Below are 24,303 nucleotides of genomic sequence, written 5' to 3' on the forward strand. Positions count from 1 at the left end.
ATGCACCAGCATCGCATCCGACAATAAGTGCCGGATGCGGCGTAAACGCCTTATCCGGCCTACGGTTCAATGCGATTCGTAGGTCGGATAAGATGCGCAAGCATCGCATCCGACAATAAGTGCCGGATGCGGCCTACATTCACATGACGCTTTTTACATCTGACGGTTTTTATTGAAGTTAATCAAACTCCCCGCCTTGATAATTTCGCGCTCTTCGGCAGTCAGACTTTCCATATAGAGTGTAATTTCTGTTACCGGCACATCTTCATGGATCACGTAACCTTTGAACGTCGTACCGGGATTATCCAGCGCCGATTTAATGCCTGGAATATAAATGTAATCCCCCACGTCAAAGCTCGGCACTTCCACCATTTGCAGCGGTAACATCCCCCAGTTGATGACGTTAGAACGGTAACGTTTAGTCGCATATTCCTCAGCAATATTCGCCAGACCGCCAATTACACGCTGGCAGCTTGCCGCCTGTTCACGCGCAGAACCATCGCCTGGTTTGACCGCATAGACCATGCTGCCAATTTCAGTTTGCAGCGGATCAATATTTTCCTGACCAGCAATCTGCTTAATACGCGCAAACACCTCTGCCAGCTCGCTGATGTTCCCCGCCAGACGTTTATTTTCCAGCTCGGCAGTGGCTTTACTTCTGCCGACATAACCCGGATCGCGGCGTGACAAAGTAAACTCCGCCAGACCAATCGGATTTGAACGATACGAAGAGGTTTCACCGGAAGGAATCAATTCGTCGGTAGTGGTCACTTCGTCGAGGATCTTCGAACACACTTTAAGGACGATATTGTCAGTTAGCGCACCTAATTCTGGCCAGTCTTTGATGTTCGGCCCGTAGATCAGCGGTTGCTGAGTCGCCCCTTTCACAAAGCCCTGATAAACACGGTTTTTATACGGAGTTACATCGAAGGCGTACTCCGGCACGTTGCCCCAGCAGTCGAGTTCGCTGGCAGAAGTTAAGTACCCACCGTTTGCGGCAGTTGCGGCGATAGAACGAGCGTCCATCAACGCCACCGCTGACATTTGGCCATTGGCTGGCTTAGAGCCTTCACGGTTCGGGAAGTTACGCGTGGTGTGGCGAATACTCAAACCGTTGTTGATTGGCGTATCACCCGCGCCAAAACATGGACCGCAGAATGCGGTTCTGATGATTGCGCCTGCGCCAATCAAATCCGCCACTACGCCTTTTTTGGCTAAATCCATAAACACCGGCTGTGATGACGGGTAAACCGCCAGCGAGAAAGTGTCGTTGCCACAAGATTGACCGCGCAGCGCATTTGCTGCGGCGATGACGTTTTCATAGTTACCGCCAGAGCAACCCGCAATAATCCCCTGCTGCACTTTCAGGCGACCATTTTCCACTTTATCCAGCAGCGAGAGTTTGGCTTTACCATGCGCTACGCGTTCGGACTCAATTTCAATCTCACGCAGAATGTCAGTCAGATTCTGGTTCAGCGTGTCAATTTCATAGACGTTGCTCGGATGGAATGGCAGCGCAATCATTGGCTTGATGGCGCTTAAATCAACGCTAATACAGCCGTCGTAATAAGCCATTGGCTGTGGATTAAGCTGGCTGTAATCCTCACCGCGACCGTGCAGCGCCAGCCAGTTATGCACTTCGTCATCAGTTTGCCAGACGGAGCTTAAACAGGTGGTTTCAGTGGTCATCACGTCAACGCTGTTACGGAAATCGGTAGAGAGAGCCGCAACACCCGGCCCCACGAACTCCATCACTTTGTTTTTGACATAACCGTTTTTGAACACCGCGCCGATAATCGCCAGCGCCACATCCTGCGGCCCGACATAGGGGGCTGGTTTGCCGGTCAGATGTACCGCTACTACGCCCGGATAGTCGATATCCCAGGTGTCGTTCAGCAGTTGCTTAACCAGCTCGCCGCCGCCTTCACCAACCGCCATCGTACCTAACGCACCGTAGCGGGTATGGCTGTCTGACCCGAGGATCATTTTTCCGCCGCCTGCCATCATCTCACGCATATATTGATGGATTACCGCAATGTGCGGAGGCACAAAAATACCGCCATAACGCTGAGCTGCCGATAAACCAAAAATATGGTCATCGCCATTAATAGTGCCACCCACTGCACACAATGAGTTATGGCAATTGGTCAGCACATACGGCAGCGGAAAACGCTCCATCCCGGAGGCTTTGGCGGTCTGAATAATCCCGACAAAGGTAATATCGTGTGAGGCCAATGAATCAAACTTAATTTTAAGTTTGTCCATATTTCCTGACGTATTATGGGAAGAGAGAATAGACCAGGAAATCGTGCCTTTTTTGGCTTCTTCTTTTTTTATTTCGCCAGTGAAATATTCTTCGGCAATTATTTCGTTATTACTGGCGAGAAACACGCCTTTTTCAGACAACTTGATCATCAGAGACTCCAGATATCTGCGCACCGTAAAGTGCGCAGAAAGATAATGAAGGGATATTTGAGAATATTTACAGCATGTTCCAGCCGATCAGCATATTCCACCACCATACACCGAGGGTGATATGTACCAGGAAAGTTAATATCGTCAGTACCGCACCGACCAACCACCAGGATTTAATATCGTTGTAACCCACGCCGAAGATGACCGGACCTGCCGCGCCGCCATAGTGAGTGACCATGCCGCCGTAGGAGTTGGAGAACAGCAGAGCCAACGCGGTTAACATTAACGGTGCACCGGAGACATTCGCCAGCATGGCAAATACCGGTAACATAGCTACGATATAGGCACTACCGGAAGCGAAGAAATAACGCACAATGATGCTAAGGAAAATAATCACGAAGAAGGCAACGTTACCGTGACCATCAAATGCCAGATTATTTTTAAAGACTTCGGCTAACCATTCAAAGAATTTTACTTTCGATAATAGTGAGCTTAAGCCGATAATACCGCCATACCAGATTAAGGTATTCCAGCCGCCTTTATTTTTAACCACGTCTTCCCAGGTCACAATACCCAGCAGCAGCATGGTCGCCATAACAACAATAGCCACGGTAGATTCATCAACCCCAAGAGTCTTACTGAAAATCCACCCCAGCAGCGCCAGCACAAATACACCGAGCAGCATTTTTTCGCGAATTTTCATCGGCCCCAGTTCAGAAAGACCCGCTTTGGCGATGGTTTTGTTATCCACTTTTTTGATTTCTGGTGGATACATGGTGTAAATCACCAGTGGAGTGACCAGCAGCATAATGATGCCAGGCAAACCGGCAGCCAGCGCCCACCCACCCCAGCTAATTTGCAGGTGCAGAATGTCGTTGATCATTTTCAGCGCCAGGATGTTCCCCGCCATTGCGGTAAAGAACATATAGCTGGTGGTTTTGGTGACCATGTAAATGGACATCATCAGGTAATGCCCAACACGACGCGGGCTTTTTTCCGGTTCAGAACCCAGAGCCACCGCCACGCTGTTGATAATCGGCAATACGATACCGCCAGCACGCGCGGTGTTAGACGGTGTTGCCGGAGCCAGTACCAGATCGAGGAATACGGTAACGTAACCCAGTCCCAGGGTAGTGCTACCAATTTTACCAATCAGCAGATAAGCGATACGTTTACCTAAGCCGGTGGTAACAAACGCGGCGCTTAAGGTGAACGCAGAGAATACCAGCCAGGTTGTACCGGAAGAGTATCCACTTAGTACGGCGGTGGTTTTGAACTCTCCACCAGATAAGTTACCCACCACCACCATCGAGGCAGCAACCGCAATTAACAGCACGACAGGTTCCGGGAAAGGCTTGATGACCAGCCCTACAATTGCTGCCAGATAAATACCAAAAAGCACCCACGCCAGTTCACTTAATCCTGCCGGGGCTGGCATAAAGCCAATAATACACGGGATCGCTAATATCAGAATTAGCTTCCATAATGATTTTTTATTCATTTAATATCCTGCACTTTCTGTATTATTAATACAGAATTCCTTTATTGATTGTCCTTATCACGACAAAGAAATTTTTCAGGGAAGATAAACTTCACCGGAAAATATTTTTCTGGTCGTCCGAATAACAGATGCACGTAACGTTGTGGCATCCTGACCTTCATTACTTAAATGAACGTCAAGCGCACCACTGGGGTGTTCAATATTGATATTGCCGTAACCCACTGAAGGAACAATTTGCCGGGTGACCGTGCCTTCCAGCGCACAGCTACTGGATATGGCAATAGCTCCGGTTATCGCCAGCGCGCGATGACAAGAATGCGGCATAAAATAACGTACATTAATCGCACCGCCTTTCTGCGCTGGGGAAATAAGCACGGGTTTAGGAATTACCATATTACTGACATCTCCTAACCCCATCGCTTTACCGGCTTGCAGACGGATAGATTCAACACGGGCTAATAATGCTTTATCAGCATCTAATTCCACAGGCAATTCATAGCCTGTTTTTCCAAGATATTCAGCAGGAATAATGACCACCGGCATGGCCATATCGATACAGGTCACCGGAACATCGTCAAAATAATCAATCGGTTTATCCGTCGGGAAAACTTTTCCAGTTTTCGTCCCTGCGGCATTCAGGAAAGTGAGCGCGACCGGTGCGGCAGTTCCTGGCACGCCGTCAATTCTGGCGCTACCTTCGTACTCGACGACACCATTTGGCGTTTGCACATCAGCTTCGATGAGTGTGTCAGTATTGACGTTGCGGATACGCACGCGAGTAACCGGTGACGTTGCAGTGATCAAACCATTTTCAATCGCGAATGCCCCAACGCCAGACAACATATTGCCGCAGTTAGGCGTAGTATCGACACGCTGCTCATGGACGATTACCTGTGCAAACAAATAATCGACATCAGCACGCGAATCGCTGGAACGGCTAATAATGGCGACTTTACTGGTCAGCGGATTACCGCCGCCGATACCGTCAATTTCCAGATCATTCCCGGAACCCATAATTGCCATCAATATTTTATCGCGCTGCGTTTGATCTTCGGGTAAATGTTCCGCTAACAGGAACGCCCCCCTCGAGGTTCCACCTCGCATCATCACGCAGGGTATTTTTTTCATAATAATGCCCTCAATTTAAAAACATAACTTATTGCGATATGGTCACATTAAGGGCAAAGCATCTCTAATGACTTTAGCTCAACGATTAATAACATTTTTTCATTAATTTAAGTAATTAAATTGCAGTTAAACTGTTTAACTGTAAATTACTAAAAAGCACAGGTTCCATTTTTCGGAGTAGTAATGAAGCATGAATTATCAAGTATGAAGGCGTTTGTCACGCTGGCAGAGTCCAGTTCATTTAACAACGCCGCTAAATTACTTAATATTACGCAACCTGCATTAACACGCAGAATAAAAAAGATGGAAGAGGATTTACATATCCAGCTCTTTGAGCGTACAACTCGCAAGGTTACTTTAACAAAAGCGGGAAAAATGCTGCTACCAGAGGCTCGGGGATTAATAAATAAATTTGATGAAACTCTTTTTAATATTCGTGGCATGAATGCCCATCATCGAGGAATGGTGACATTAGCGTGTATTCCAACCGCGGTGTTCTATTTTTTACCGCTGGCGATCGGCAAATTTAATGAGCTATATCCCAATATTAAAGTGCGGATTCTGGAACAAGGCACGAATAATTGCATGGAGTCGGTGCTATGTAACGAGTCTGACTTTGGCATAAACATGAACAACATCACAAATTCATCCATTGATTTTACCCCACTGGTCAACGAGCCGTTCGTGCTGGCCTGTCGGCGTGACCATCCATTAGCCAAAAAGCAGCTAGTGGAATGGCAGGAACTGGCGGGTTACAAAATGATTGGTGTACGCTCCTCCAGCGGCAACCGACTGCTGATTGAGCAAAAACTGGCCGACAAGCCCTGGAAGCTGGACTGGTTTTACGAAGTGCGTCATCTTTCGACGTCATTAGGACTGGTTGAGGCGGGGTTGGGGATTTCGGCGCTTCCTGGTCTGGCAATGCCCCATGCGCCCTATTCTTCTATCATCGGTATTCCGCTGGTGGAACCGGTTATTCGTCGGACATTGGGGATTATTCGCCGCAAAGATGCCGTACTTTCTCCAGCGGCAGAACGCTTTTTTGCCTTACTGATTAATTTGTGGACTGACGATAAAGACAATTTGTGGACCAATATCGTCGAACGCCAGAGACATGCGTTACAGGAGATGAGTTAATACACCCGGCGCAATAGATTCAGCGCCGGGTAAGTCAACGGTTAGTGTGCGTTCACCACTACCCACATTGGCCCCTGTCCGACCGCATAGCGACCTTTTTCATGCAGCAGCCCCTGCTCACCGACAATTTCGTACACTGAGATGTGGTGAGATTTTTGTCCGGCAGCAATCAGGTACTTGCCGCTGTGATCGACGTTAAAGCCGCGCGGCTGGGTTTCAGTTGGCTGGAAGCCCTCTTTACTTAACACACTGCCATCTTCCGAGACGCTGAAGACGGTAATCAGGCTGGCGGTACGGTCACAAGCATATAAATGTCGACCATCCGGAGTGATATGAATATCAGCCGCCCAACGGGTGTCGGAAAAGTTTTCCGGCATCATATCCAGGGTCTGTACACATTCGATATTGCCGTGCGGATCTTTCAGTTCCCAGACATCAACTGAGCTGTTTAATTCATTGACACAATAAGCATATTGTTCGTTTGGATGGAACACCATATGACGTGGACCGGCACCTTCGACGGTAGTCACTTCTGCCGGATCCTGCGCCACCAGATGACCGTCATCGCTGACCGTAAACAGGCAAATACGATCCTGCTTTAATGCCGGAACCCACAGCGTGCGGTTATCCGGCGAAATATTGGCGGAATGGCAGCCGTCCAGTCCCTCAACCACATCGACCACGCCCACTGGCAGGCCATCTTCCAGACGCGTTACGCTTACATTGCCTGCGTTGTAAGAGCCGACAAAAACAAATTGTCCCTGATGATCGGTGGAAATATGGGTCGGGCTACCCGGCAACGCCGACTCTGCGGCGAATGTCAGTGCGCCATCGTCTGGTGCAATGCGATACGCCAGTACGCGAAACTCCGGACGAACGCCAACATAGAGATAACGCTTATCCGGGCTGACCACCATCGGCTGCACCTGCCCCGGGACATCAACAACCTGTGTCAGCGTCAGTGCGCCTTCATGATTCAGGTTCCAGACGTGAATTTGCTGACTCTCAGGGCTGGCGATATAAACGGTTTGCTTCATGAATGCTCCTTTGCATTTAGCAACTGACTGTAACAGCTAAAATTAGTCGCTTTTGGCGGTGAATGCTGAATTAAAGCGCAGAATTTTGTCCAATAGTGGTATCGGTGTACCATTCACTTAGACGAAAATTCTTAACCTTAATCTGGAAAACGCCATGACCACACGCGTGATTGCTCTCGACTTAGACGGCACCTTATTGACCCCGAAAAAGACCCTACTTCCTTCATCAATAGAAGCACTTGCCCGCGCTCGCGAGGCTGGCTATCAATTGATTATCGTCACGGGTCGCCATCACGTCGCTATCCACCCTTTTTATCAGGCACTGGCGCTGGATACACCTGCTATTTGCTGTAATGGCACCTATTTGTATGATTATCATGCAAAAACTGTGTTGGAAGCTGACCCAATGCCCGTCAACAAGGCCTTGCAACTCATTGAGATGTTGAATGAACACCACATTCACGGTCTGATGTATGTGGATGATGCGATGGTTTATGAGCACCCGACCGGGCATGTTATTCGTACCTCTAACTGGGCACAGACACTGCCACCGGAACAACGTCCGACTTTTACCCAGGTCGCCTCACTGGCCGAGACGGCACAAGAAGTTAATGCGGTGTGGAAATTCGCTCTGACGCACGATGATCTGCCGCAATTGCAGCATTTTGGTAAACATGTTGAACACGAGTTGGGGTTGGAGTGTGAATGGTCCTGGCACGATCAGGTTGATATTGCGCGCGGCGGTAATAGTAAAGGCAAACGCCTGACGAAATGGATTGAAGCACAAGGCTGGTCAATGGAAAACGTGATTGCATTTGGCGATAACTTTAATGATATCAGTATGCTGGAAGCTGCTGGCACAGGTGTGGCAATGGGCAATGCTGATGACGCGGTAAAAGCTCGCGCCAACATTGTGATTGGTGACAATACCACTGACAGCATTGCCCAGTTCATTTATAGCCACCTGATTTAATCAGGCAGTTATCGACACACTTTTAATTTGCGCGTACAGCCACAGACCCGGTCTGATTGCCAGTTCGTCCCTGGCCCACGGGCTAATACGCGCCCACAGCGTTTTACCGCCGACTTCCAGTTCGACTTCCACCTGACCATTATCGTCATAACTGTTGACCACTTTTGCGCGCAACACGTTGCGGATGCTGGTTTGCTGCGGTGGTTGTAAAACCAGAGAGACATCGGATGCCTGAATGCGAATACGTAGCGCGGCTTGCAGCGGTTCGTCCAGCTTATTAACCCACAAATGCTGATCGCCCAGCGCCAGCGCGGTCATCGCATAATGCGGGTGATGCTCCAGTACCGTCACTTTCAGAATGCTGCTTTGTTGCTCTTTCGGCAGCCACGGATTCATCACGCTACTGCCCCAGACGTCTTCCAGTGCACCAAAGGCTTTCACCTGACCGTTTTCCAGCACCATAACCCGGTCTGCCAGATGGAGGATCTCATCCAGTGAATGGCTGACATAGAGCATTGGAATGTTGATTTCCCGCGTCAAACGTTGCAAATAAGGCAACAGTTCGCGTTTACGCGGAATATCCAGCGACGCCAGCGGTTCATCCAGTAACAGTAATTCCGGAGCCGTCAGCAAGGCCCGACCAATCGCCACGCGCTGTTTTTCGCCCCCGGAAAGACTGCCCGGTAAGCGGTCAAGCAAGGGTTCAATACCTAAAAGCGCCACCAGTTTGTCGAACTGATCGACCATGCTTTTCGCCATGCCATAGCGCAGATTGCCACGCACTTTGTAATGCGGAAACAGCCGCGCATCCTGAAAAACATAGCCAACGCGACGCTTTTCCGGCGTCAGGCAGATACCTTTTTCGGCATCATTTAATACCCGACCATTGAGGACAATTCGCCCTTTTTGCGGACGAGTCAGCCCACTGATAGCGTTAATTAGCGAGGTTTTTCCCGCACCGGAAACACCAAAGATAGCGGTGATGCCATTAGCTGGCAGCTTTTCATTAATGGTCAGGCAATGGTTGCCCAAAGTCTGGGAAAAATTCAATTCCAGCATGATTAACGCCCCGCCCGTTCACGACTGATTCTGGCCAGCCATTCCGAGATCAGCAGGGAGATCATCGCCAGCGCAATAGAGATAATACAAAGTCTTGCCGCGCCGCTTTCGCCGCCAGGAGTCTGGATCAGGGTATACATGGCAGAAGGAATGGTCCGCGTTTCGCCAGGAATGTTCGAAACAAAGGTGATGGTGGCGCCAAATTCACCGAGCGAACGTGCGAAAGCCAGTACCGTACCGACGATAATTCCCGGCAACGTCAGCGGTAAGGTAATAGTAAAGAAAACGCGCCAACGCCCGGCCCCCAGCGTTCTTGCGGCCTGTTCCAGTTTGACATCAACCCCTTCCAGCGCCAGACGAATCGCCCGCACCATCAGTGGAAAAGACATGACTGCGGCAGCGAGGACTGCGCCACGCCAGCTAAACGCGAAGGTAATGCCAAACCAGTCATACAGACGTTCACCGATAAATCCGCGCCGCCCCATCGAAACTAACAGCAAGTAACCGACGACCACTGGCGGTAACACCAGAGGTAGATGCAGTACACTGTCGAGCAGAGCTTTGCCCGGAAACGTGCAGCGCACCAGTAACCAGGCAAAAAAGATCCCAAACGGCAGGCTAAACAGCACAGCCAGGGAAGAAACTTTCAGGCTTAATAAAACTGCCTGCCATTCTGGATCGGTCAGTATCATTACTTAGTTGTAAATCCGTAACGTTTAAAGATTTCCGCTGCCTGCGGTCCCTTCAGATAATCGTAAAATGCTTTCACTGTCGCATTGTTATGCCCTTCCACGACAGCAACCGGATATTCCACTTTTTTATGCGAATCTTCCGGGAAGGTAGCAACCACTTTTACCCCTTTGCTGGCAACCGCGTCAGAACCGTAAACAATGCCCAGCGGCGCTTCATTGCGTTCAACCAGCGCCAGTGCCCCGCGAACATCTTCTGCCGGAGCCAGTTTCGGGGAGAGGGTATCCCATGCGCCCAGTTTTTGCAGAGCTTCTTTCGCATAAATGCCAGCCGGAACATGTTCCGGATCACCAACAGCCAGGCGACCGCCATTCAGTAAAGTGGTCCAGTTAGTTTTGCTATCGATGGTGAACTCTTTCTGCTCGCTGGTTTTCGGTGCTACAACGACCAGGCTATTGCCGAGCAATGTCTGACGCGTGGCGGTATCAATCCCTTTTTTATCAATTGAATAATCCATCCATTTCTGATCGGCAGAAATAAACAGATCCGCTGGTGCGCCAGCTTCAATCTGACGAGCTAAGGTAGAAGAAGAGGCAAAAGAAGAAACGACATCCACGCCCTTCTCTTTTTTATACTGTGTGGCGATATCCTGCATCGCGTTGGTCAGTGATGCTGCAGCAAAAACCGTGATTTTCCCTTCATCCGCCAACGCGTTGCCAGCAACGGTGAAAGAGAGCGCCGCCCCGGCAAACAGGTTTAACCATTTACGAGCCATTTGTAACCCCTTTATTTAACGTTATGTAGGCGTCAATATAACGGCAAGTTCAGAATTTTCCCAGCAGTTATTGTTAACCTTTGAGAGGTAGTTAGAAAAAATATCGGCAGGAAAAGCAGGAAGTTGAGGAAAAAGAAAATGCCCGACTGAGCGGGCATTCATGGAATCAATGATTTTGTCCGGGCTGGTCTTTTTTACCAACACCAGAAAAGATGTTGAATACTTCACCAAGACCGTAAATCAGACCCAGGATGATGGCCATCACGACAGGTACCATGATTACGGCGAATACCAGACTTTTTAATAACTCTAACATGGTCAACTCCAGATATAGTCCTGTCATTATTCTAACCGCTAAGCACAGAAAAGCACTCCCCTTTTGTGCGGTCAGCTTTGCGTGGCGCTCATTTTCCGTCACAATAAGACTTTTGCCAGGACATTGTTATGCAGGCCGAAATCCTTCTCACTCTTAAGCTTCAACAAAAGCTCTTTGCCGACCCACGCCGCATTTCGCTACTAAAGCACATCGCGCTTTCCGGTTCCATCAGCCAGGGGGCAAAAGATGCCGGTATCAGCTATAAAAGCGCCTGGGATGCCATTAACGAGATGAATCAGTTAAGTGAGCATACGCTGGTTGAGCGTGCAACGGGTGGAAAAGGCGGCGGCGGTGCGGTACTGACCCGCTATGGTCAGCGGCTGATTCAGCTTTACGATCTTCTCGCCCAGATCCAGCAAAAAGCCTTTGATGTGTTAAGTGACGATGACGCCCTGCCGCTGAACAGCCTGCTGGCAGCTATCTCACGTTTCTCACTGCAAACCAGCGCCCGTAACCAATGGTTCGGCACCATCACCGCACGCGATCATGATGACGTTCAACAGCATGTTGATGTCTTACTGGCCGACGGCAAAACACGGTTAAAAGTCGCAATTACCGCGCAAAGTGGCGCGCGTCTGGGGCTGGATGAAGGCAAAGAAGTGTTGATTCTGCTGAAAGCGCCGTGGGTGAACATTACCCAGGATGACACGGTGGCCCAGGGTGCCGACAACCAATTACCGGGTATTATTAGTCATATTGAGCGCGGCGCGGAACAGTGCGAAGTATTAATGGCGTTACCAGACGGGCAAACCCTGTGCGCCACGGTGCCGGTAAATGAAGCCGCATCTCTTAAGCAAGGGCAAAATGTCACGGCTTACTTTAACGCCGACAGTGTGATTATCGCCACGCTGTGTTAAGCGTGTTGACAATTTGTTATGAAACACGTATCCCTGTCAGTAATCGCTGCACAAAATGGGATACAAAATGTCATCGTTGCAAATTTTGCAAGGCACGTTTCGTCTTAGCGACACAAAAACGCTGCAATTGCATCAGCTAAATTTAAACGCGGGTGATAGTTGGGCGTTTGTCGGTTCTAACGGTAGCGGGAAGTCGGCGCTGGCTCGCGCGCTGGCAGGTGAACTTCCGCTATTGAAAGGCGAACGGCAAAGCCAGTTTTCCCACATCACTCGTCTCTCCTTCGAGCAATTGCAAAAGCTCGTCAGCGATGAATGGCTGCGTAATAACACCGATATGCTCAGCCCTGGCGAAGATGACACCGGGCGCACCACGGCAGAGATCATTCAGGATGAAGTTAAGGATACTCAGCGTTGCGCTCAACTGGCGCAACAGTTCAGCATTACCGCTCTCCTCGACCGACGTTTTAAATATCTTTCTACTGGCGAAACGCGCAAAACCCTTTTGTGTCAGGCGCTGATGTCGGAGCCTGACTTGCTGATTTTAGATGAACCGTTCGATGGTCTTGATGTTGCCTCACGTCAGCAACTGGCAGAACTACTCGCTTCGTTACATCAGTCAGGGATTACTCTGGTATTGGTACTCAATCGCTTCGATGAGATCCCGGAATTTGTCCAGTTTGCCGGTGTGCTGGCGGATTGCACATTAACGGAAACTGGCGCTAAAGAGGAACTGCTCCGGCAGGCTCTCGTCGCCCAACTGGCACACAGTGAGCGGCTTGATGGCGTGCATCTACCAGAGCCGGATGAGCCTTCAGCACGTCACACCTTACCCGCCAGCGAACCACGAATTGTACTAAATAACGGCGTGGTTTCTTATAACGATCGCCCTATTCTTAACAACCTTAGCTGGCAGGTGAATCCTGGCGAACACTGGCAAATTGTCGGGCCAAATGGCGCGGGAAAATCGACGTTATTAAGCCTGATTACTGGCGATCATCCGCAAGGTTACAGCAACGATTTGACGCTTTTCGGACGGCGTCGCGGCAGCGGTGAAACCATCTGGGATATCAAAAAGCATATCGGTTACGTCAGCAGTAGTTTGCATCTGGATTACCGCGTCAGTACTACCGTGCGCAACGTGATCCTTTCTGGTTATTTTGATTCCATTGGCATTTATCAGGCCGTTTCAGATCGCCAGAAAAAACTGGTGCAACAGTGGCTGGATATTCTCGGCATTGATAAACGCACCGCTGACGCGCCCTTCCATAGTCTTTCCTGGGGACAGCAGCGTCTGGCGTTAATCGTGCGGGCGTTGGTGAAGCATCCTACATTGCTTATTCTCGATGAACCTTTACAAGGGCTTGACCCGCTGAATCGCCAGCTTATCCGCCGTTTTGTGGATATACTGATTAGCGAAGGTGAAACGCAGTTGTTGTTTGTTTCGCACCACGCTGAAGATGCACCAGCCTGTATTACCCATCGGCTGGAGTTCATGCCGGATGGCGACCTCTATCGCTATGCGCTGACAAAAATAAGCTAAGTCTGTAATGCTGACTGTGCCGGATGCGGCGTAAACACCTAATCCGGCCTACGGTTAGACACATCCAGGCATGAAAACACCTCTTTTTTCAGATAAAAGACGCAATCATTCACCAACTCTCTGTTTTATAATCGCTTAATCGCACATAAAAGATGGCTAAATTCTTGTGTAAACGATTCCACTAATTTATTCCATGTCACACTTTTCGCATCTTTGTTATGCTATGGTTATTTCATACCATAAGCCTGATGGAGCGAATTATGAGAGTTCTGGTTACCGGTGGTAGCGGTTACATTGGAAGTCATACCTGTGTGCAATTACTGCAAAACGGTCATGATGTCATCATTCTTGATAACCTCTGTAACAGTAAGCGCAGTGTACTGCCTGTTATCGAGCGTTTAGGCGGCAAACATCCGACATTTGTTGAAGGCGATATTCGCAACGAAGCGTTGATGACCGAGATCCTGCACGATCACGCTATCGATACCGTGATCCACTTCGCCGGGCTGAAAGCCGTTGGCGAGTCGGTACAAAAACCGCTGGAATATTACGATAACAACGTCAATGGCACCCTGCGTCTGATTAGCGCCATGCGCGCCGCGAACGTCAAAAACTTTATCTTCAGCTCCTCCGCCACCGTCTATGGCGATCAACCCAAAATTCCTTACGTTGAGAGCTTCCCGACCGGCACACCGCAAAGCCCTTACGGCAAAAGCAAGCTGATGGTGGAACAGATCCTTACCGACCTGCAAAAAGCCCAGCCGGACTGGAGCATTGCTCTGCTGCGCTACTTCAACCCGGTTGGTGCGCATCCGTCGGGCGATATGGGCGAAGATCCGCAAGGTATTCCGAATAACCTGATGCCATATATCGCCCAGGTTGCTGTAGGCCGTCGCGACTCTCTGGCTATTTTTGGTAACGATTATCCGACCGAAGATGGCACTGGTGTTCGCGATTACATCCACGTAATGGATCTGGCGGACGGTCACGTCGTGGCGATGGAAAAACTGGCGAACAAGCCAGGCGTACACATCTACAACCTCGGTGCAGGCGTAGGCAGCAGCGTGCTGGACGTGGTTAATGCCTTCAGTAAAGCCTGCGGCAAGCCGGTTAACTATCATTTTGCACCGCGTCGTGCGGGCGACCTCCCGGCCTACTGGGCGGATGCCAGCAAAGCCGACCGCGAACTGAACTGGCGCGTAACGCGCACACTCGATGAAATGGCGCAGGACACCTGGCACTGGCAGTCACGCCATCCACAGGGATATCCCGATTAAGGAACGACCATGACGCAATTTAATCCCGTTGATCATCCACATCGCCGCTATAACCCGCTCACCGGGCAATGGATTCTGGTTTCACCGCATCGCGCAAAGCGCCCCTGGCAGGGGGCGCAGGAAACGCCAGCTAAACAGGTGTTGCCTGCGCACGATCCTGATTGCTTCCTCTGCGCAGGTAATGTGCGGGTTACAGGCGATAAAAACCCCGATTACACCGGGACTTACGTTTTCACCAATGACTTTGCGGCATTGATGTCTGACACGCCAGATGCACCAGAAAGCAACGATCCGCTGATGCGTTGCCAGAGCGCACGTGGCACCAGCCGGGTGATCTGCTTTTCACCGGATCACAGTAAAACGCTGCCAGAGTTAAGCGTTGCCGCGTTGACGGAAATCGTCAAAACCTGGCAGGAACAAACCGCAGAGCTGGGAAAAACGTACCCGTGGGTGCAGGTGTTTGAAAACAAAGGGGCGGCAATGGGCTGCTCGAACCCGCATCCGCACGGACAGATTTGGGCAAATAGCTTCCTGCCTAACGAAGCTGAGCGCGAAGACCGCCTGCAAAAAGAATATTTCGCCCAACAGAAATCCCCCATGCTGGTGGATTATGTCCAGCGTGAACTGGCTGATGGTAGCCGTACCGTTGTTGAAACCGAACACTGGTTAGCCGTGGTGCCTTACTGGGCTGCCTGGCCGTTCGAAACGTTGCTGCTGCCCAAAGCCCATGTTCTGCGGATCACCGATTTGACCGACGCCCAGCGCAGCGATCTGGCACTGGCGTTGAAAAAGCTGACCAGTCGTTATGACAATCTTTTCCAGTGCTCCTTCCCTTACTCGATGGGCTGGCACGGTGCGCCGTTTAATGGCGAAGAGAACCAACACTGGCAGTTGCACGCGCACTTTTATCCACCTCTGTTACGCTCTGCCACCGTGCGTAAATTTATGGTCGGTTATGAAATGCTGGCAGAAACCCAGCGAGACCTGACAGCAGAACAGGCAGCAGAGCGTTTGCGTGCAGTCAGCGATATCCATTTTCGCGAATCCGGAGTGTAAGAAATGAGTCTGAAAGAAAAAACACAATCTCTGTTTGCCAACGCATTTGGCTACCCTGCCACTCATACCATTCAGGCGCCTGGCCGCGTGAATCTAATTGGCGAACACACCGACTACAACGATGGTTTTGTTCTGCCCTGCGCGATTGATTATCAAACGGTAATTAGCTGTGCGCCGCGTGATGATCGCAAAGTACGCGTTATGGCTGCCGATTATGAAAATCAGATTGACGAGTTTTCCCTTGATGCGCCCATTGTCGCGCATGACAGCTACCAATGGGCCAACTATGTCCGTGGCGTGGTGAAACATCTGCAACTGCGCAATAACAGCTTTGGTGGCGTGGACATGGTGATCAGCGGCAACGTGCCGCAGGGTGCCGGGTTAAGTTCTTCCGCTTCGCTGGAAGTCGCAGTCGGTACTGTATTGCAACAGCTTTACCATCTGCCGCTGGACGGCGCACAAATCGCGCTTAACGGTCAGGAAGCTGAAAACCAGTTTGTGGGCTGTAACTGCGGGATCATGGATCAGTTGATTTCCGCTCTGGGCAAGAAAGATCATGCATTATTGCTCGACTGCCGCTCACTGGGGACTAAAGCTGTTTCCATGCCGAAAGGTGTGGCGGTGGTGATTATCAACAGTAACTTCAAACGCACTCTGGTCGGCAGCGAATACAACACCCGCCGTGAACAGTGTGAAACCGGTGCGCGTTTCTTCCAACAGCCAGCCCTGCGCGATGTCACCATTGAAGAGTTCAACGCCGTAGCGCATGAACTGGATCCGATCGTCGCAAAACGCGTGCGTCACGTTCTGACCGAAAACGCCCGTACCGTTGAAGCTGCCAGCGCGCTGGAGCAAGGTGACCTGAAACGTATGGGTGAGTTGATGGCGGAGTCTCATGCCTCTATGCGCGATGACTTCGAAATCACCGTACCGCAAATTGACACCCTGGTAGAAATCGTAAAAGCAGTGATTGGCGACAAAGGGGGCGTGCGCATGACCGGTGGTGGGTTTGGCGGCTGTATTGTTGCGCTGATCCCGGAAGAACTGGTGCCTGCAGTACAGCACGCTGTTGCTGAACAATATGAAGCAAAAACAGGCATTAAAGAGACTTTTTACGTGTGTAAACCATCACAAGGAGCAGGACAGTGCTGAATGAAACTCCCGCACTGGCACCCGATGGTCAGCCGTACCGACTGTTAACTTTGCGTAACAACGCAGGGATGGTAGTCACGCTGATGGACTGGGGTGCAACTTTACTTTCCGCCCGTATTCCGCTTTCCGATGGCAGCGTCCGCGAGGCGCTGCTCGGCTGTGCCAGCCCGGAATGCTATCAGGATCAGGCCGCATTTCTGGGGGCCTCTATTGGTCGCTATGCCAACCGTATCGCCAATAGCCGTTATACCTTTGACGACGAAACTGTCACGCTGTTGCCAAGTCAGGGTGTCAACCAGCTACACGGCGGCCCGGAAGGATTCGATAAACGTCGCTGGCAGATTGTAAATCAGAACGATCGTCAGGTGCTGTTTGCCCTGACTTCAGAAGATGGCGATCAGGGCTTTCCGGGTAATCTCGGCGCGACGGTGCAGTATCGTCTGACCGATGATAACCGTATCTCTATCACCTATCGCGCCACGGTTGATAAACCTTGCCCGGTGAATATGACTAACCACGTCTATTTCAACCTCGACGGTGAACAGTCTGACGTGCGTAATCACAAGCTGCAGATTCTGGCTGACGAATATCTGCCGGTAGATGAAAGCGGTATTCCGCACGACGGACTGAAATCTGTTGCCGGTACGTCTTTTGATTTCCGCAGCGCCAAAATCATCGCCAGTGAGTTTCTTGCCGACGAAGATCAGCGCAAAGTGAAAGGTTACGATCACGCGTTCTTGTTGCAGGCCAAAGGCGATGGCAAGAAAGTGGCAGCGCATGTCTGGTCAGCAGATGAGAAATTGCAGCTTAAGGTCTACACCACCGCTCCGGCTTTGCAATTTTACTCCGGCAACTTCCTTGGTGGCACACCCTCACGGGGAACAGAACCTTACGCCGACTGGCAAGGTCTGGCGCTGGAAAGCGAGTTTTTGCCGGACAGCCCGAACCATCCTGAATGGCCACAGCCGGACTGTTTCTTACGCCCAGGCGAAGAGTATTCCAACCTGACGGAATATCAGTTTATTGCACAGTGACTTCAAGCCCTCAATATGAGGGCTTTCTCATCGTATCGTTCATCTTGCCAGCAAATGAAGACATATTTGCAACTCAATATTCACAACAACCTTACACTGCGACACTATTTTCGCTATGGTTATGCGTAAGCATTGCTGTTGTTATCCCACGGCAATATAATGAGAATTATTATCATTAAATAATGATTTGAGGAGTAAGTATATGGCTGTAACTAAGCTGGTTCTGGTTCGTCATGGCGAAAGCCAGTGGAATAAAGAAAACCGTTTCACCGGTTGGTACGACGTGGATCTGTCTGAGAAAGGCGTAAGCGAAGCAAAAGCAGCAGGCAAGCTGCTGAAAGAGGAAGGTTACAGCTTTGACTTTGCTTACACCTCTGTGCTGAAGCGCGCTATCCATACTCTGTGGAATGTGCTGGACGAACTGGATCAGGCATGGCTGCCCGTTGAGAAATCCTGGAAATTGAACGAACGTCACTACGGTGCGTTGCAGGGTCTGAACAAAGCGGAAACCGCTGAAAAATATGGCGACGAGCAGGTGAAACAGTGGCGTCGTGGTTTTGCGGTAACTCCGCCGGAACTGACTAAAGATGATGAGCGTTATCCGGGCCACGATCCGCGTTACGCTAAACTGAGCGAAAAAGAGCTGCCGCTGACGGAAAGCCTGGCGCTGACCATTGACCGCGTGATCCCTTACTGGAATGAAACCATTCTGCCACGCATGAAGAGCGGTGAGCGCGTGATCATCGCGGCACATGGTAACTCCCTGCGTGCGCTGGTGAAATATCTCGATAACATGAGTGAAGAAGAGATCCTTGAGCTGAATATCCCGACTGGCGTACCGCTGGTGTATGAGTTTGACGAAAACTTCAAACCTCTGAAACGTTATTACCTGGGTAATGCTGACGAGATCGCGGCGAAAGCAGCGGCCGTTGCGAACCAGGGTAAAGCAAAGTAAGCGTAATCCGTTGAAAAAATGAGAAAGCCGACTGCAAGTGAGTCGGCTTTTTTTGTTTTTGCACAAGGCGTACGTAACTGACAACGGAGCACATTGCCTGATGCGACGCTACGCGTCTTATCAGGCCTACAAACGTACAGTCATGGCGATTCGCAGGTCGGGACTATAAACCTTATCCGCGACGTGCTTTTACGGCGTTCGCCAGTTGACGTAACAGAGAGTCGGTATCTTCCCAGCCAATGCAGGCATCGGTGATGCTCTTGCCATAGGCCAGCGGCTCACCGCTTTCCAGACTCTGGTTCCCTTCAACCAGGTGACTTTCCACCATCACGCCAATAATGGCATTTTCACCACCGGCAATCTGCTGGCAAACGTCAGCGCAAACTTCCATCTGCTTTTTGAATTGTTTGGACGAATTTGCATGGCTGAAATCAATCATCACCTGCGCCGGTAAACCCGCTTTTTTCAGCCCTTCTTTCACTTCAGCAACGTGTTTCGCACTGTAGTTAGGCTCTTTACCGCCGCGCAGAATGATATGGCAATCGCCGTTACCGCTGGTATTCACAATTGCCGAATGACCCCATTTGGTCACTGACAGGAAGCAGTGTGGCGCACCAGCAGCATTAATGGCATCAATAGCCACTTTAATCGTGCCATCGGTGCCATTTTTGAATCCTACCGGGCAAGAAAGACCAGACGCCAGTTCACGGTGAACCTGCGATTCGGTTGTACGTGCGCCAATTGCGCCCCAACTCATCAGGTCGGCCAGATACTGCGGGGTGATCATATCGAGAAACTCACCTGCTGCTGGCAGGCCACTATCGTTAATGTCGAGCAGCAATTTACGAGCAATGCGCAAACCGTCGTTGATCTGGAAGCTGTTATCCATATGCGGATCGTTGATCAACCCTTTCCAACCCACTGTCGTACGCGGCTTTTCAAAATAGACACGCATGACGATTTCCAGCTCGTCTTTCAGCTCTTCACGCAGCGCCAGCAAGCGGGTTGCATACTCTTTAGCGGCTACAGGATCATGAATTGAACAAGGGCCAATCACCACTAACAGGCGATCATCATTACCTTTCAGGATCTTGTGGATCGCTTTACGGGCATGGGCAACCGTATTCGCGGCATTTTCGGTAGCGGGGAATTTTTCCAGCAATGCGACAGGCGGAAGTAACTCTTTAATTTCTTTGATGCGTAAATCGTCGTTCTGATAATTCATGTCTGTTCCAGTGTTGCCATACTTAATTTAGTGAATGCAATAGTTCCAATCTATATCTTCCGTCAGAATGTGTAAACGGGGTTTTACACTATGAACGGAATAATCCTGGAATTAGCAAGAAAAACGCCAGATTGTCGCGAAAAACGAGATCTCACCTACAATTTCTAACTGTAACTTCTTTGTTTATTAATTTTTTCAAGATTCTCTGCTGGATTTATTCTTCTGGCTGAAATCTTAAACCATTGCCTGACAATCACCTGCAAATGCACTGTTGGAAGAGGTTATCCGACATAACGACCATAACAGGAGCATCGTATGAAAATGACAAAACTGGCCACTCTATTTCTGACTGCCACTCTTAGTCTTGCCAGCGGAGCTGCACTGGCTGCCGATAGCGGCGCGCAAACTAATAACGGCCAGGCAAACGCTGCGGCTGATGCGGGCCAGGTTGCCCCAGATGCCCGTGAAAATGTCGCGCCAAATAACGTCGATAATAGCGGGGTTAATAGCAACTCGGGCGGCACCATGCTGCACCCGAACGGTTCATCAATGGACAATGATGGCATGACCAAAGATGAAGAGCACAAAAATACGATGTGCAAAGATGGTCGCTGTCCGGACATCAATAAAAAAGTCCAAACCGGTGATGGCATCAACAATGATGTCGATACCAAAACCGACTGTACAACACAGTAATCCTGCAATAAAGCCAATACAGGGAGAGCGGAGTCTCTCCCTTTTAATTTTTCCCTTCTAAAAGCAGTATGATGTCATAAAGTTAAGTGAGATTAATTAAGGGATGACTCGTCATGGCGCACTCACACACTTCCGCACATCTGCCAGAAGATAATAATGCTCGTCGCTTGTTATATGCTTTCGGCGTTACCGCCGGTTTTATGCTGGTTGAAGTTATTGGCGGCTTTCTTTCCGGTTCTCTGGCATTGCTGGCCGATGCGGGTCATATGCTGACCGATACTGCCGCCCTGCTTTTCGCCCTACTTGCCGTTCAATTTTCCCGTCGTCCCCCCACCATTCGCCATACTTTCGGCTGGCTTCGATTGACCACCCTCGCGGCGTTTGTAAATGCCATCGCCCTGGTGGTGATTACTATTTTGATTGTCTGGGAGGCGATAGAACGCTTCCGCACGCCACGTCCGGTTGAAGGCGGTATGATGATGACTATTGCCGTGGCTGGATTGCTGGCGAATGTGCTTTCTTTCTGGTTGCTGCATCGTGGCAGTGAAGAGAAAAATCTCAATGTACGCGCGGCAGCGTTGCATGTCCTGGGGGATCTGCTGGGTTCTGTCGGCGCTATCATCGCGGCGTTGATTATTATCTGGACCGGCTGGACGCCTGCTGACCCTATTCTTTCCATTCTCGTTTCACTTCTGGTTCTGCGCAGTGCCTGGCGATTATTGAAAGACAGCGTGAATGAATTACTTGAAGGTGCGCCGGTTTCGCTGGATATCGCTGAACTGAAGCGCCGCATGTGCCGGGAAATCCCGGAAGTGCGCAATGTGCATCATGTACACGTGTGGATGGTGGGCGAGAAGCCAGTAATGACGCTGCATGTGCAGGTGATCCCGCCACACGATCACGACGCATTGTTGGACAAGATCCAACACTATCTGATGGACAACTATCAGATTGAGCACGCCACGATTCAGATGGAATATCAGCCTTGTCATGGGCCGGATTGCCACCTTAATCAAGGGGTTTCCGGCCATTCACATCATCACCATTAATGAGACAGCGCGCGTGAACCTCTTTCGCGTGCGCTGTTTATCCACATCCGGCTGCCGTTCAGGGCAATAAAGGTCAGGATCAGATACTCCAGCGACATGGCATAAACCCCCTGCAAGGCGAAAATCACCACGCTGATCACGTTAATAATGACCCACAGTAACCAGTTTTCGACGTATTTACGTGTCATCAGGATCATTGCCACGATGGAGAGTACCATCATGCAGGAATCCCAGAATGGGAAGGCGTCTGGTTGCAATTCTGGCATAGCCACTTGTAGACCCAACGCTTGCATAATCATTACCGCCACGCGGGTCAGGAACGCAAATACCGGGTTGATAAATACCGTCATCAGACCAATGGCAACGACGCAAACAGCCAACCAGGTTAATGCCTTCGGCAGTGGCAGCCAGCGAATTTTCAACTCGGCTTCATGCTGACTGGTTTGTCGCGACCAGGCATACCAGCCATAAATGTTAGCGGCAAAGAAAAATACCTGCAGCAGTAAGCTGGCATACAATTGAATCTGAAAGAAAATAATGCCAAACAAGGTAACGTTGATCAGACCAAAAAAGTAGTTGCTGATCTTCTCCAGGCTGGCAAGGCCAATACACAGTAACCCAGCGATCGTCCCTACCGCTTCGATCCATGAGAGATCGTAACCGCCAGTACCGATCGGTATATGAACCAGAATGTTCTGTGTGCTAAAAAAATCCATCTTTCCTCCAATGCGTAGCATGATGCCTTATTGTCAGCTATCCACGTAGTGTAGCCGCAAAATCCAGCATACGGTTGAGCGGCACCAGCGCCCTCTCTCGCAGCTTTTCATCAACATGAACCTCGTGTTTGCTTCCTCCCTGTTCTAATGCCTCTGCGATGGCCTGGAGGCCATTCATGGCCATCCACGGGCAATGCGCACAGCTACGGCAGGTTGCACCCTCGCCAGCGGTTGGCGCTTCCAGTAGCTCCTTGTCAGGCACCGCTTGCTGCATTTTGTAGAAGATCCCCCGATCCGTCGCCACAATAAGCCGTTGATGCGGCAATGTTTTCGCAGCATTGATCAACTGACTTGTGGAACCGACCGCATCGGCCATATCGACAATGGCCTGGGGTGACTCCGGATGTACCAGTATGGCAGCGTCAGGGTATTGTTTTTGTAAGCGGGTTAACGCCTGAGTCTTAAACTCATCATGAACGATGCAGGCACCTTGCCAGCATAAGATGTCTGCGCCCGTCTGTTTTTGCACGTAACGCCCCAAATGTTTGTCTGGTGCCCAGATGATTTTTTCCCCCAAACTATCCAGATGATCAATAAGTTCGACGGCAATGCTTGAAGTCACCACCCAATCTGCACGCGCTTTTACCGCAGCAGACGTGTTAGCGTAGACGACGACAGTACGATCGGGATGGGCATCACAAAATGCGTTAAATTCTTCAATGGGGCACCCGAGATCCAGTGAACATTCGGCCTTAAGTGTGGGCATCAGAATTGTTTTTTCCGGGCTGAGGATTTTGGCGGTTTCTCCCATAAATCTCACCCCAGCAACTAACAGCGTAGAAGCAGGATGCTTTGCACCAAAGCGCGCCATTTCCAGCGAATCGGAAATGCAGCCGCCGGTTTCCTCCGCCAGTTGTTGGATTTCAGGGTCGGTGTAGTAGTGGGCGACCATAACCGCATTATGTTCTTTCAGCAGGTGTTTTATTTTCTCGCGGTAATACGCTTTTTCATCAATGCTTAACGGCGTCGGCTTTGCTGGGAAAGGATAAATCGCTGCTTCAGGATCAAACATCACGCTCATCTTGCTATCTCGTTTTGCAGACTTAACATTTAAACCGATATGAAGCGTGATATCGCTATTACCGATTTCATTTGTTTTATATGCTAAACAAGATAACCGAATGGCAGGGAAAAGTCACAAGAATTACGTACGTGATATTGGATGCAACGCTTTGCGCTTATCCGACCTACATAAGGTTATTCACTCATCAAGCGTGGGAACTTACGAATTAAAATCGAGGGATGTTAAGATAGCAAAAAGGCACCTTTAGGGTGCCTTTTCACATTGGTGGGTCGTGCAGGATTCGAACCTGCGACCAATTGATTAAAAGTCAACTGCTCTACCAACTGAGCTAACGACCCCTTACGGGATTATACTGCTTTAATCATTCAGGATGGTGGGTCGTGCAGGATTCGAACCTGCGACCAATTGATTAAAAGTCAACTGCTCTACCAACTGAGCTAACGACCCATACGGGTGTTACCTGAAAGATTTTTACTCGGTGCCAATTATTAAAATTGGTGGGTCGTGCAGGATTCGAACCTGCGACCAATTGATTAAAAGTCAACTGCTCTACCAACTGAGCTAACGACCC

At 50.1% G+C, this 24,303-nt stretch carries 22 protein-coding genes and 3 tRNA genes; 11 read left to right on the forward strand and 14 right to left on the reverse strand.

All coding sequences use genetic code 11. The annotated features are described in order from the left end of the window. Positions 1-153: 153 nt before the first annotated feature. The 3 genes from BEA93_RS22425 to BEA93_RS22435 form a co-directional block, all read right to left on the reverse strand. The gene (locus tag BEA93_RS22425; protein ID WP_105225078.1) at positions 154-2,415 is read right to left on the reverse strand and encodes a hydratase; all 2,262 of its coding nucleotides are present in this window, start codon (positions 2,413-2,415) and stop codon (positions 154-156) included. Positions 2,416-2,482: 67 nt separating this feature from the next. Continuing rightward, a complete protein-coding gene (locus BEA93_RS22430; protein WP_001036492.1) occupies positions 2,483-3,916 on the reverse strand; it encodes an anion permease in 1,434 nt (477 codons plus the stop codon). A 75-nt stretch (positions 3,917-3,991) separates the two neighbouring features. Then, positions 3,992-5,044 (reverse strand): 4-oxalomesaconate tautomerase, encoded by a 1,053-nt coding sequence (locus BEA93_RS22435; protein WP_001516020.1) that lies wholly within the window; start codon positions 5,042-5,044, stop codon positions 3,992-3,994. A gap of 183 nt (positions 5,045-5,227) precedes the next feature. Here BEA93_RS22435 and BEA93_RS22440 point away from each other — a divergent pair, with 183 nt between their 5' ends. After that, entirely contained in the window at positions 5,228-6,181 is a 954-nt protein-coding gene (locus BEA93_RS22440; RefSeq protein ID WP_001516019.1) for a LysR family transcriptional regulator, read from the forward strand. Positions 6,182-6,222: 41 nt separating this feature from the next. On the opposite strand, the gene pgl is transcribed toward BEA93_RS22440, so the two are convergent. Further along, positions 6,223-7,218 carry a 6-phosphogluconolactonase gene (pgl, locus tag BEA93_RS22445; protein ID WP_000815435.1) on the reverse strand — a complete coding sequence of 332 codons (996 nt, stop codon included), beginning with the start codon at positions 7,216-7,218 and terminating at the stop codon, positions 6,223-6,225. Between the two features lie 154 nt (positions 7,219-7,372). Between pgl and ybhA the strand changes: the two genes are divergently transcribed. After that, positions 7,373-8,191 (forward strand): bifunctional pyridoxal phosphate/fructose-1,6-bisphosphate phosphatase, encoded by an 819-nt coding sequence (gene ybhA, locus BEA93_RS22450; RefSeq protein WP_000213424.1) that lies wholly within the window; start codon positions 7,373-7,375, stop codon positions 8,189-8,191. Here ybhA and modC read toward each other — a convergent pair whose 3' ends face one another. The 4 genes from modC to acrZ all read right to left on the reverse strand — a co-directional run bounded on the left by modC (position 8,192) and on the right by acrZ (position 11,031). Beyond that, positions 8,192-9,250 (reverse strand): molybdenum ABC transporter ATP-binding protein ModC, encoded by a 1,059-nt coding sequence (gene modC, locus BEA93_RS22455; protein WP_000891658.1) that lies wholly within the window; start codon positions 9,248-9,250, stop codon positions 8,192-8,194. Positions 9,251-9,252: 2 nt separating this feature from the next. After that, a complete protein-coding gene (gene modB, locus BEA93_RS22460; protein WP_000604034.1) occupies positions 9,253-9,942 on the reverse strand; it encodes a molybdate ABC transporter permease subunit in 690 nt (229 codons plus the stop codon). Further along, positions 9,942-10,715: a molybdate ABC transporter substrate-binding protein gene (modA, locus tag BEA93_RS22465; RefSeq protein WP_105225077.1), complete on the reverse strand. Its 774-nt coding sequence runs from the start codon at positions 10,713-10,715 to the stop codon at positions 9,942-9,944. Before modA ends, modB begins: the two co-directional genes overlap by 1 nt. Before the next feature lie 166 nt (positions 10,716-10,881). Beyond that, positions 10,882-11,031: a multidrug efflux pump accessory protein AcrZ gene (gene acrZ, locus BEA93_RS22475; RefSeq protein WP_000891515.1), complete on the reverse strand. Its 150-nt coding sequence runs from the start codon at positions 11,029-11,031 to the stop codon at positions 10,882-10,884. 128 nt (positions 11,032-11,159) lie between these two features. Here acrZ and modE point away from each other — a divergent pair, with 128 nt between their 5' ends. From modE to gpmA, 7 genes are all read left to right on the forward strand, one after another. After that, positions 11,160-11,948 carry a molybdenum-dependent transcriptional regulator gene (modE, locus tag BEA93_RS22480; protein ID WP_001147452.1) on the forward strand — a complete coding sequence of 263 codons (789 nt, stop codon included), beginning with the start codon at positions 11,160-11,162 and terminating at the stop codon, positions 11,946-11,948. A 67-nt stretch (positions 11,949-12,015) separates the two neighbouring features. Beyond that, complete coding sequence (gene modF, locus BEA93_RS22485) at positions 12,016-13,488, forward strand: molybdate ABC transporter ATP-binding protein ModF (protein ID WP_105225076.1); 1,473 nt, start codon at positions 12,016-12,018, stop codon at positions 13,486-13,488. Positions 13,489-13,748: 260 nt separating this feature from the next. After that, positions 13,749-14,765 (forward strand): UDP-glucose 4-epimerase GalE, encoded by a 1,017-nt coding sequence (gene galE / locus BEA93_RS22490; RefSeq protein WP_001265440.1) that lies wholly within the window; start codon positions 13,749-13,751, stop codon positions 14,763-14,765. Between the two features lie 9 nt (positions 14,766-14,774). Continuing rightward, positions 14,775-15,821 carry a galactose-1-phosphate uridylyltransferase gene (gene galT, locus BEA93_RS22495; protein ID WP_000191515.1) on the forward strand — a complete coding sequence of 349 codons (1,047 nt, stop codon included), beginning with the start codon at positions 14,775-14,777 and terminating at the stop codon, positions 15,819-15,821. Positions 15,822-15,824: 3 nt separating this feature from the next. Beyond that, positions 15,825-16,973 (forward strand): galactokinase, encoded by a 1,149-nt coding sequence (gene galK / locus BEA93_RS22500; protein ID WP_000053403.1) that lies wholly within the window; start codon positions 15,825-15,827, stop codon positions 16,971-16,973. Next, positions 16,967-18,007 carry a galactose-1-epimerase gene (galM, locus tag BEA93_RS22505; protein ID WP_001516013.1) on the forward strand — a complete coding sequence of 347 codons (1,041 nt, stop codon included), beginning with the start codon at positions 16,967-16,969 and terminating at the stop codon, positions 18,005-18,007. The genes galK and galM overlap by 7 nt, the downstream gene beginning before the upstream one ends. 202 nt (positions 18,008-18,209) lie before the next feature. Further along, positions 18,210-18,962, forward strand: a complete 753-nt coding sequence (gene gpmA, locus BEA93_RS22510) for a 2,3-diphosphoglycerate-dependent phosphoglycerate mutase (RefSeq protein WP_001295305.1) — start codon at positions 18,210-18,212, stop codon at positions 18,960-18,962. A 172-nt stretch (positions 18,963-19,134) separates the two neighbouring features. On the opposite strand, the gene aroG is transcribed toward gpmA, so the two are convergent. After that, positions 19,135-20,187, reverse strand: a complete 1,053-nt coding sequence (gene aroG, locus BEA93_RS22515) for a 3-deoxy-7-phosphoheptulonate synthase AroG (RefSeq protein WP_001109190.1) — start codon at positions 20,185-20,187, stop codon at positions 19,135-19,137. Positions 20,188-20,502: 315 nt separating this feature from the next. Here aroG and BEA93_RS22525 point away from each other — a divergent pair, with 315 nt between their 5' ends. Beyond that, positions 20,503-20,883 (forward strand): YbgS-like family protein, encoded by a 381-nt coding sequence (locus tag BEA93_RS22525; RefSeq protein WP_105225075.1) that lies wholly within the window; start codon positions 20,503-20,505, stop codon positions 20,881-20,883. A gap of 113 nt (positions 20,884-20,996) precedes the next feature. Further along, positions 20,997-21,932: a CDF family zinc transporter ZitB gene (gene zitB, locus BEA93_RS22530; RefSeq protein WP_016261826.1), complete on the forward strand. Its 936-nt coding sequence runs from the start codon at positions 20,997-20,999 to the stop codon at positions 21,930-21,932. Here zitB and pnuC read toward each other — a convergent pair. From pnuC to BEA93_RS22555, 5 genes are all read right to left on the reverse strand, one after another. Further along, entirely contained in the window at positions 21,929-22,648 is a 720-nt protein-coding gene (pnuC, locus tag BEA93_RS22535; RefSeq protein WP_016248493.1) for a nicotinamide riboside transporter PnuC, read from the reverse strand. The genes zitB and pnuC overlap by 4 nt on opposite strands. 37 nt (positions 22,649-22,685) lie before the next feature. Next, entirely contained in the window at positions 22,686-23,729 is a 1,044-nt protein-coding gene (nadA, locus tag BEA93_RS22540; protein ID WP_016248492.1) for a quinolinate synthase NadA, read from the reverse strand. 265 nt (positions 23,730-23,994) lie between these two features. Continuing rightward, a tRNA-Lys gene (locus tag BEA93_RS22545) sits at positions 23,995-24,070 on the reverse strand. Positions 24,071-24,103: 33 nt separating this feature from the next. Next, positions 24,104-24,179: transfer RNA gene (locus BEA93_RS22550), tRNA-Lys, on the reverse strand. Between the two features lie 48 nt (positions 24,180-24,227). Next, positions 24,228-24,303 (reverse strand) — tRNA-Lys (locus BEA93_RS22555).

This window comes from Escherichia sp. MOD1-EC5950, from assembly GCF_002965345.1.
Classification (GTDB): domain Bacteria; phylum Pseudomonadota; class Gammaproteobacteria; order Enterobacterales; family Enterobacteriaceae; genus Escherichia; species Escherichia marmotae.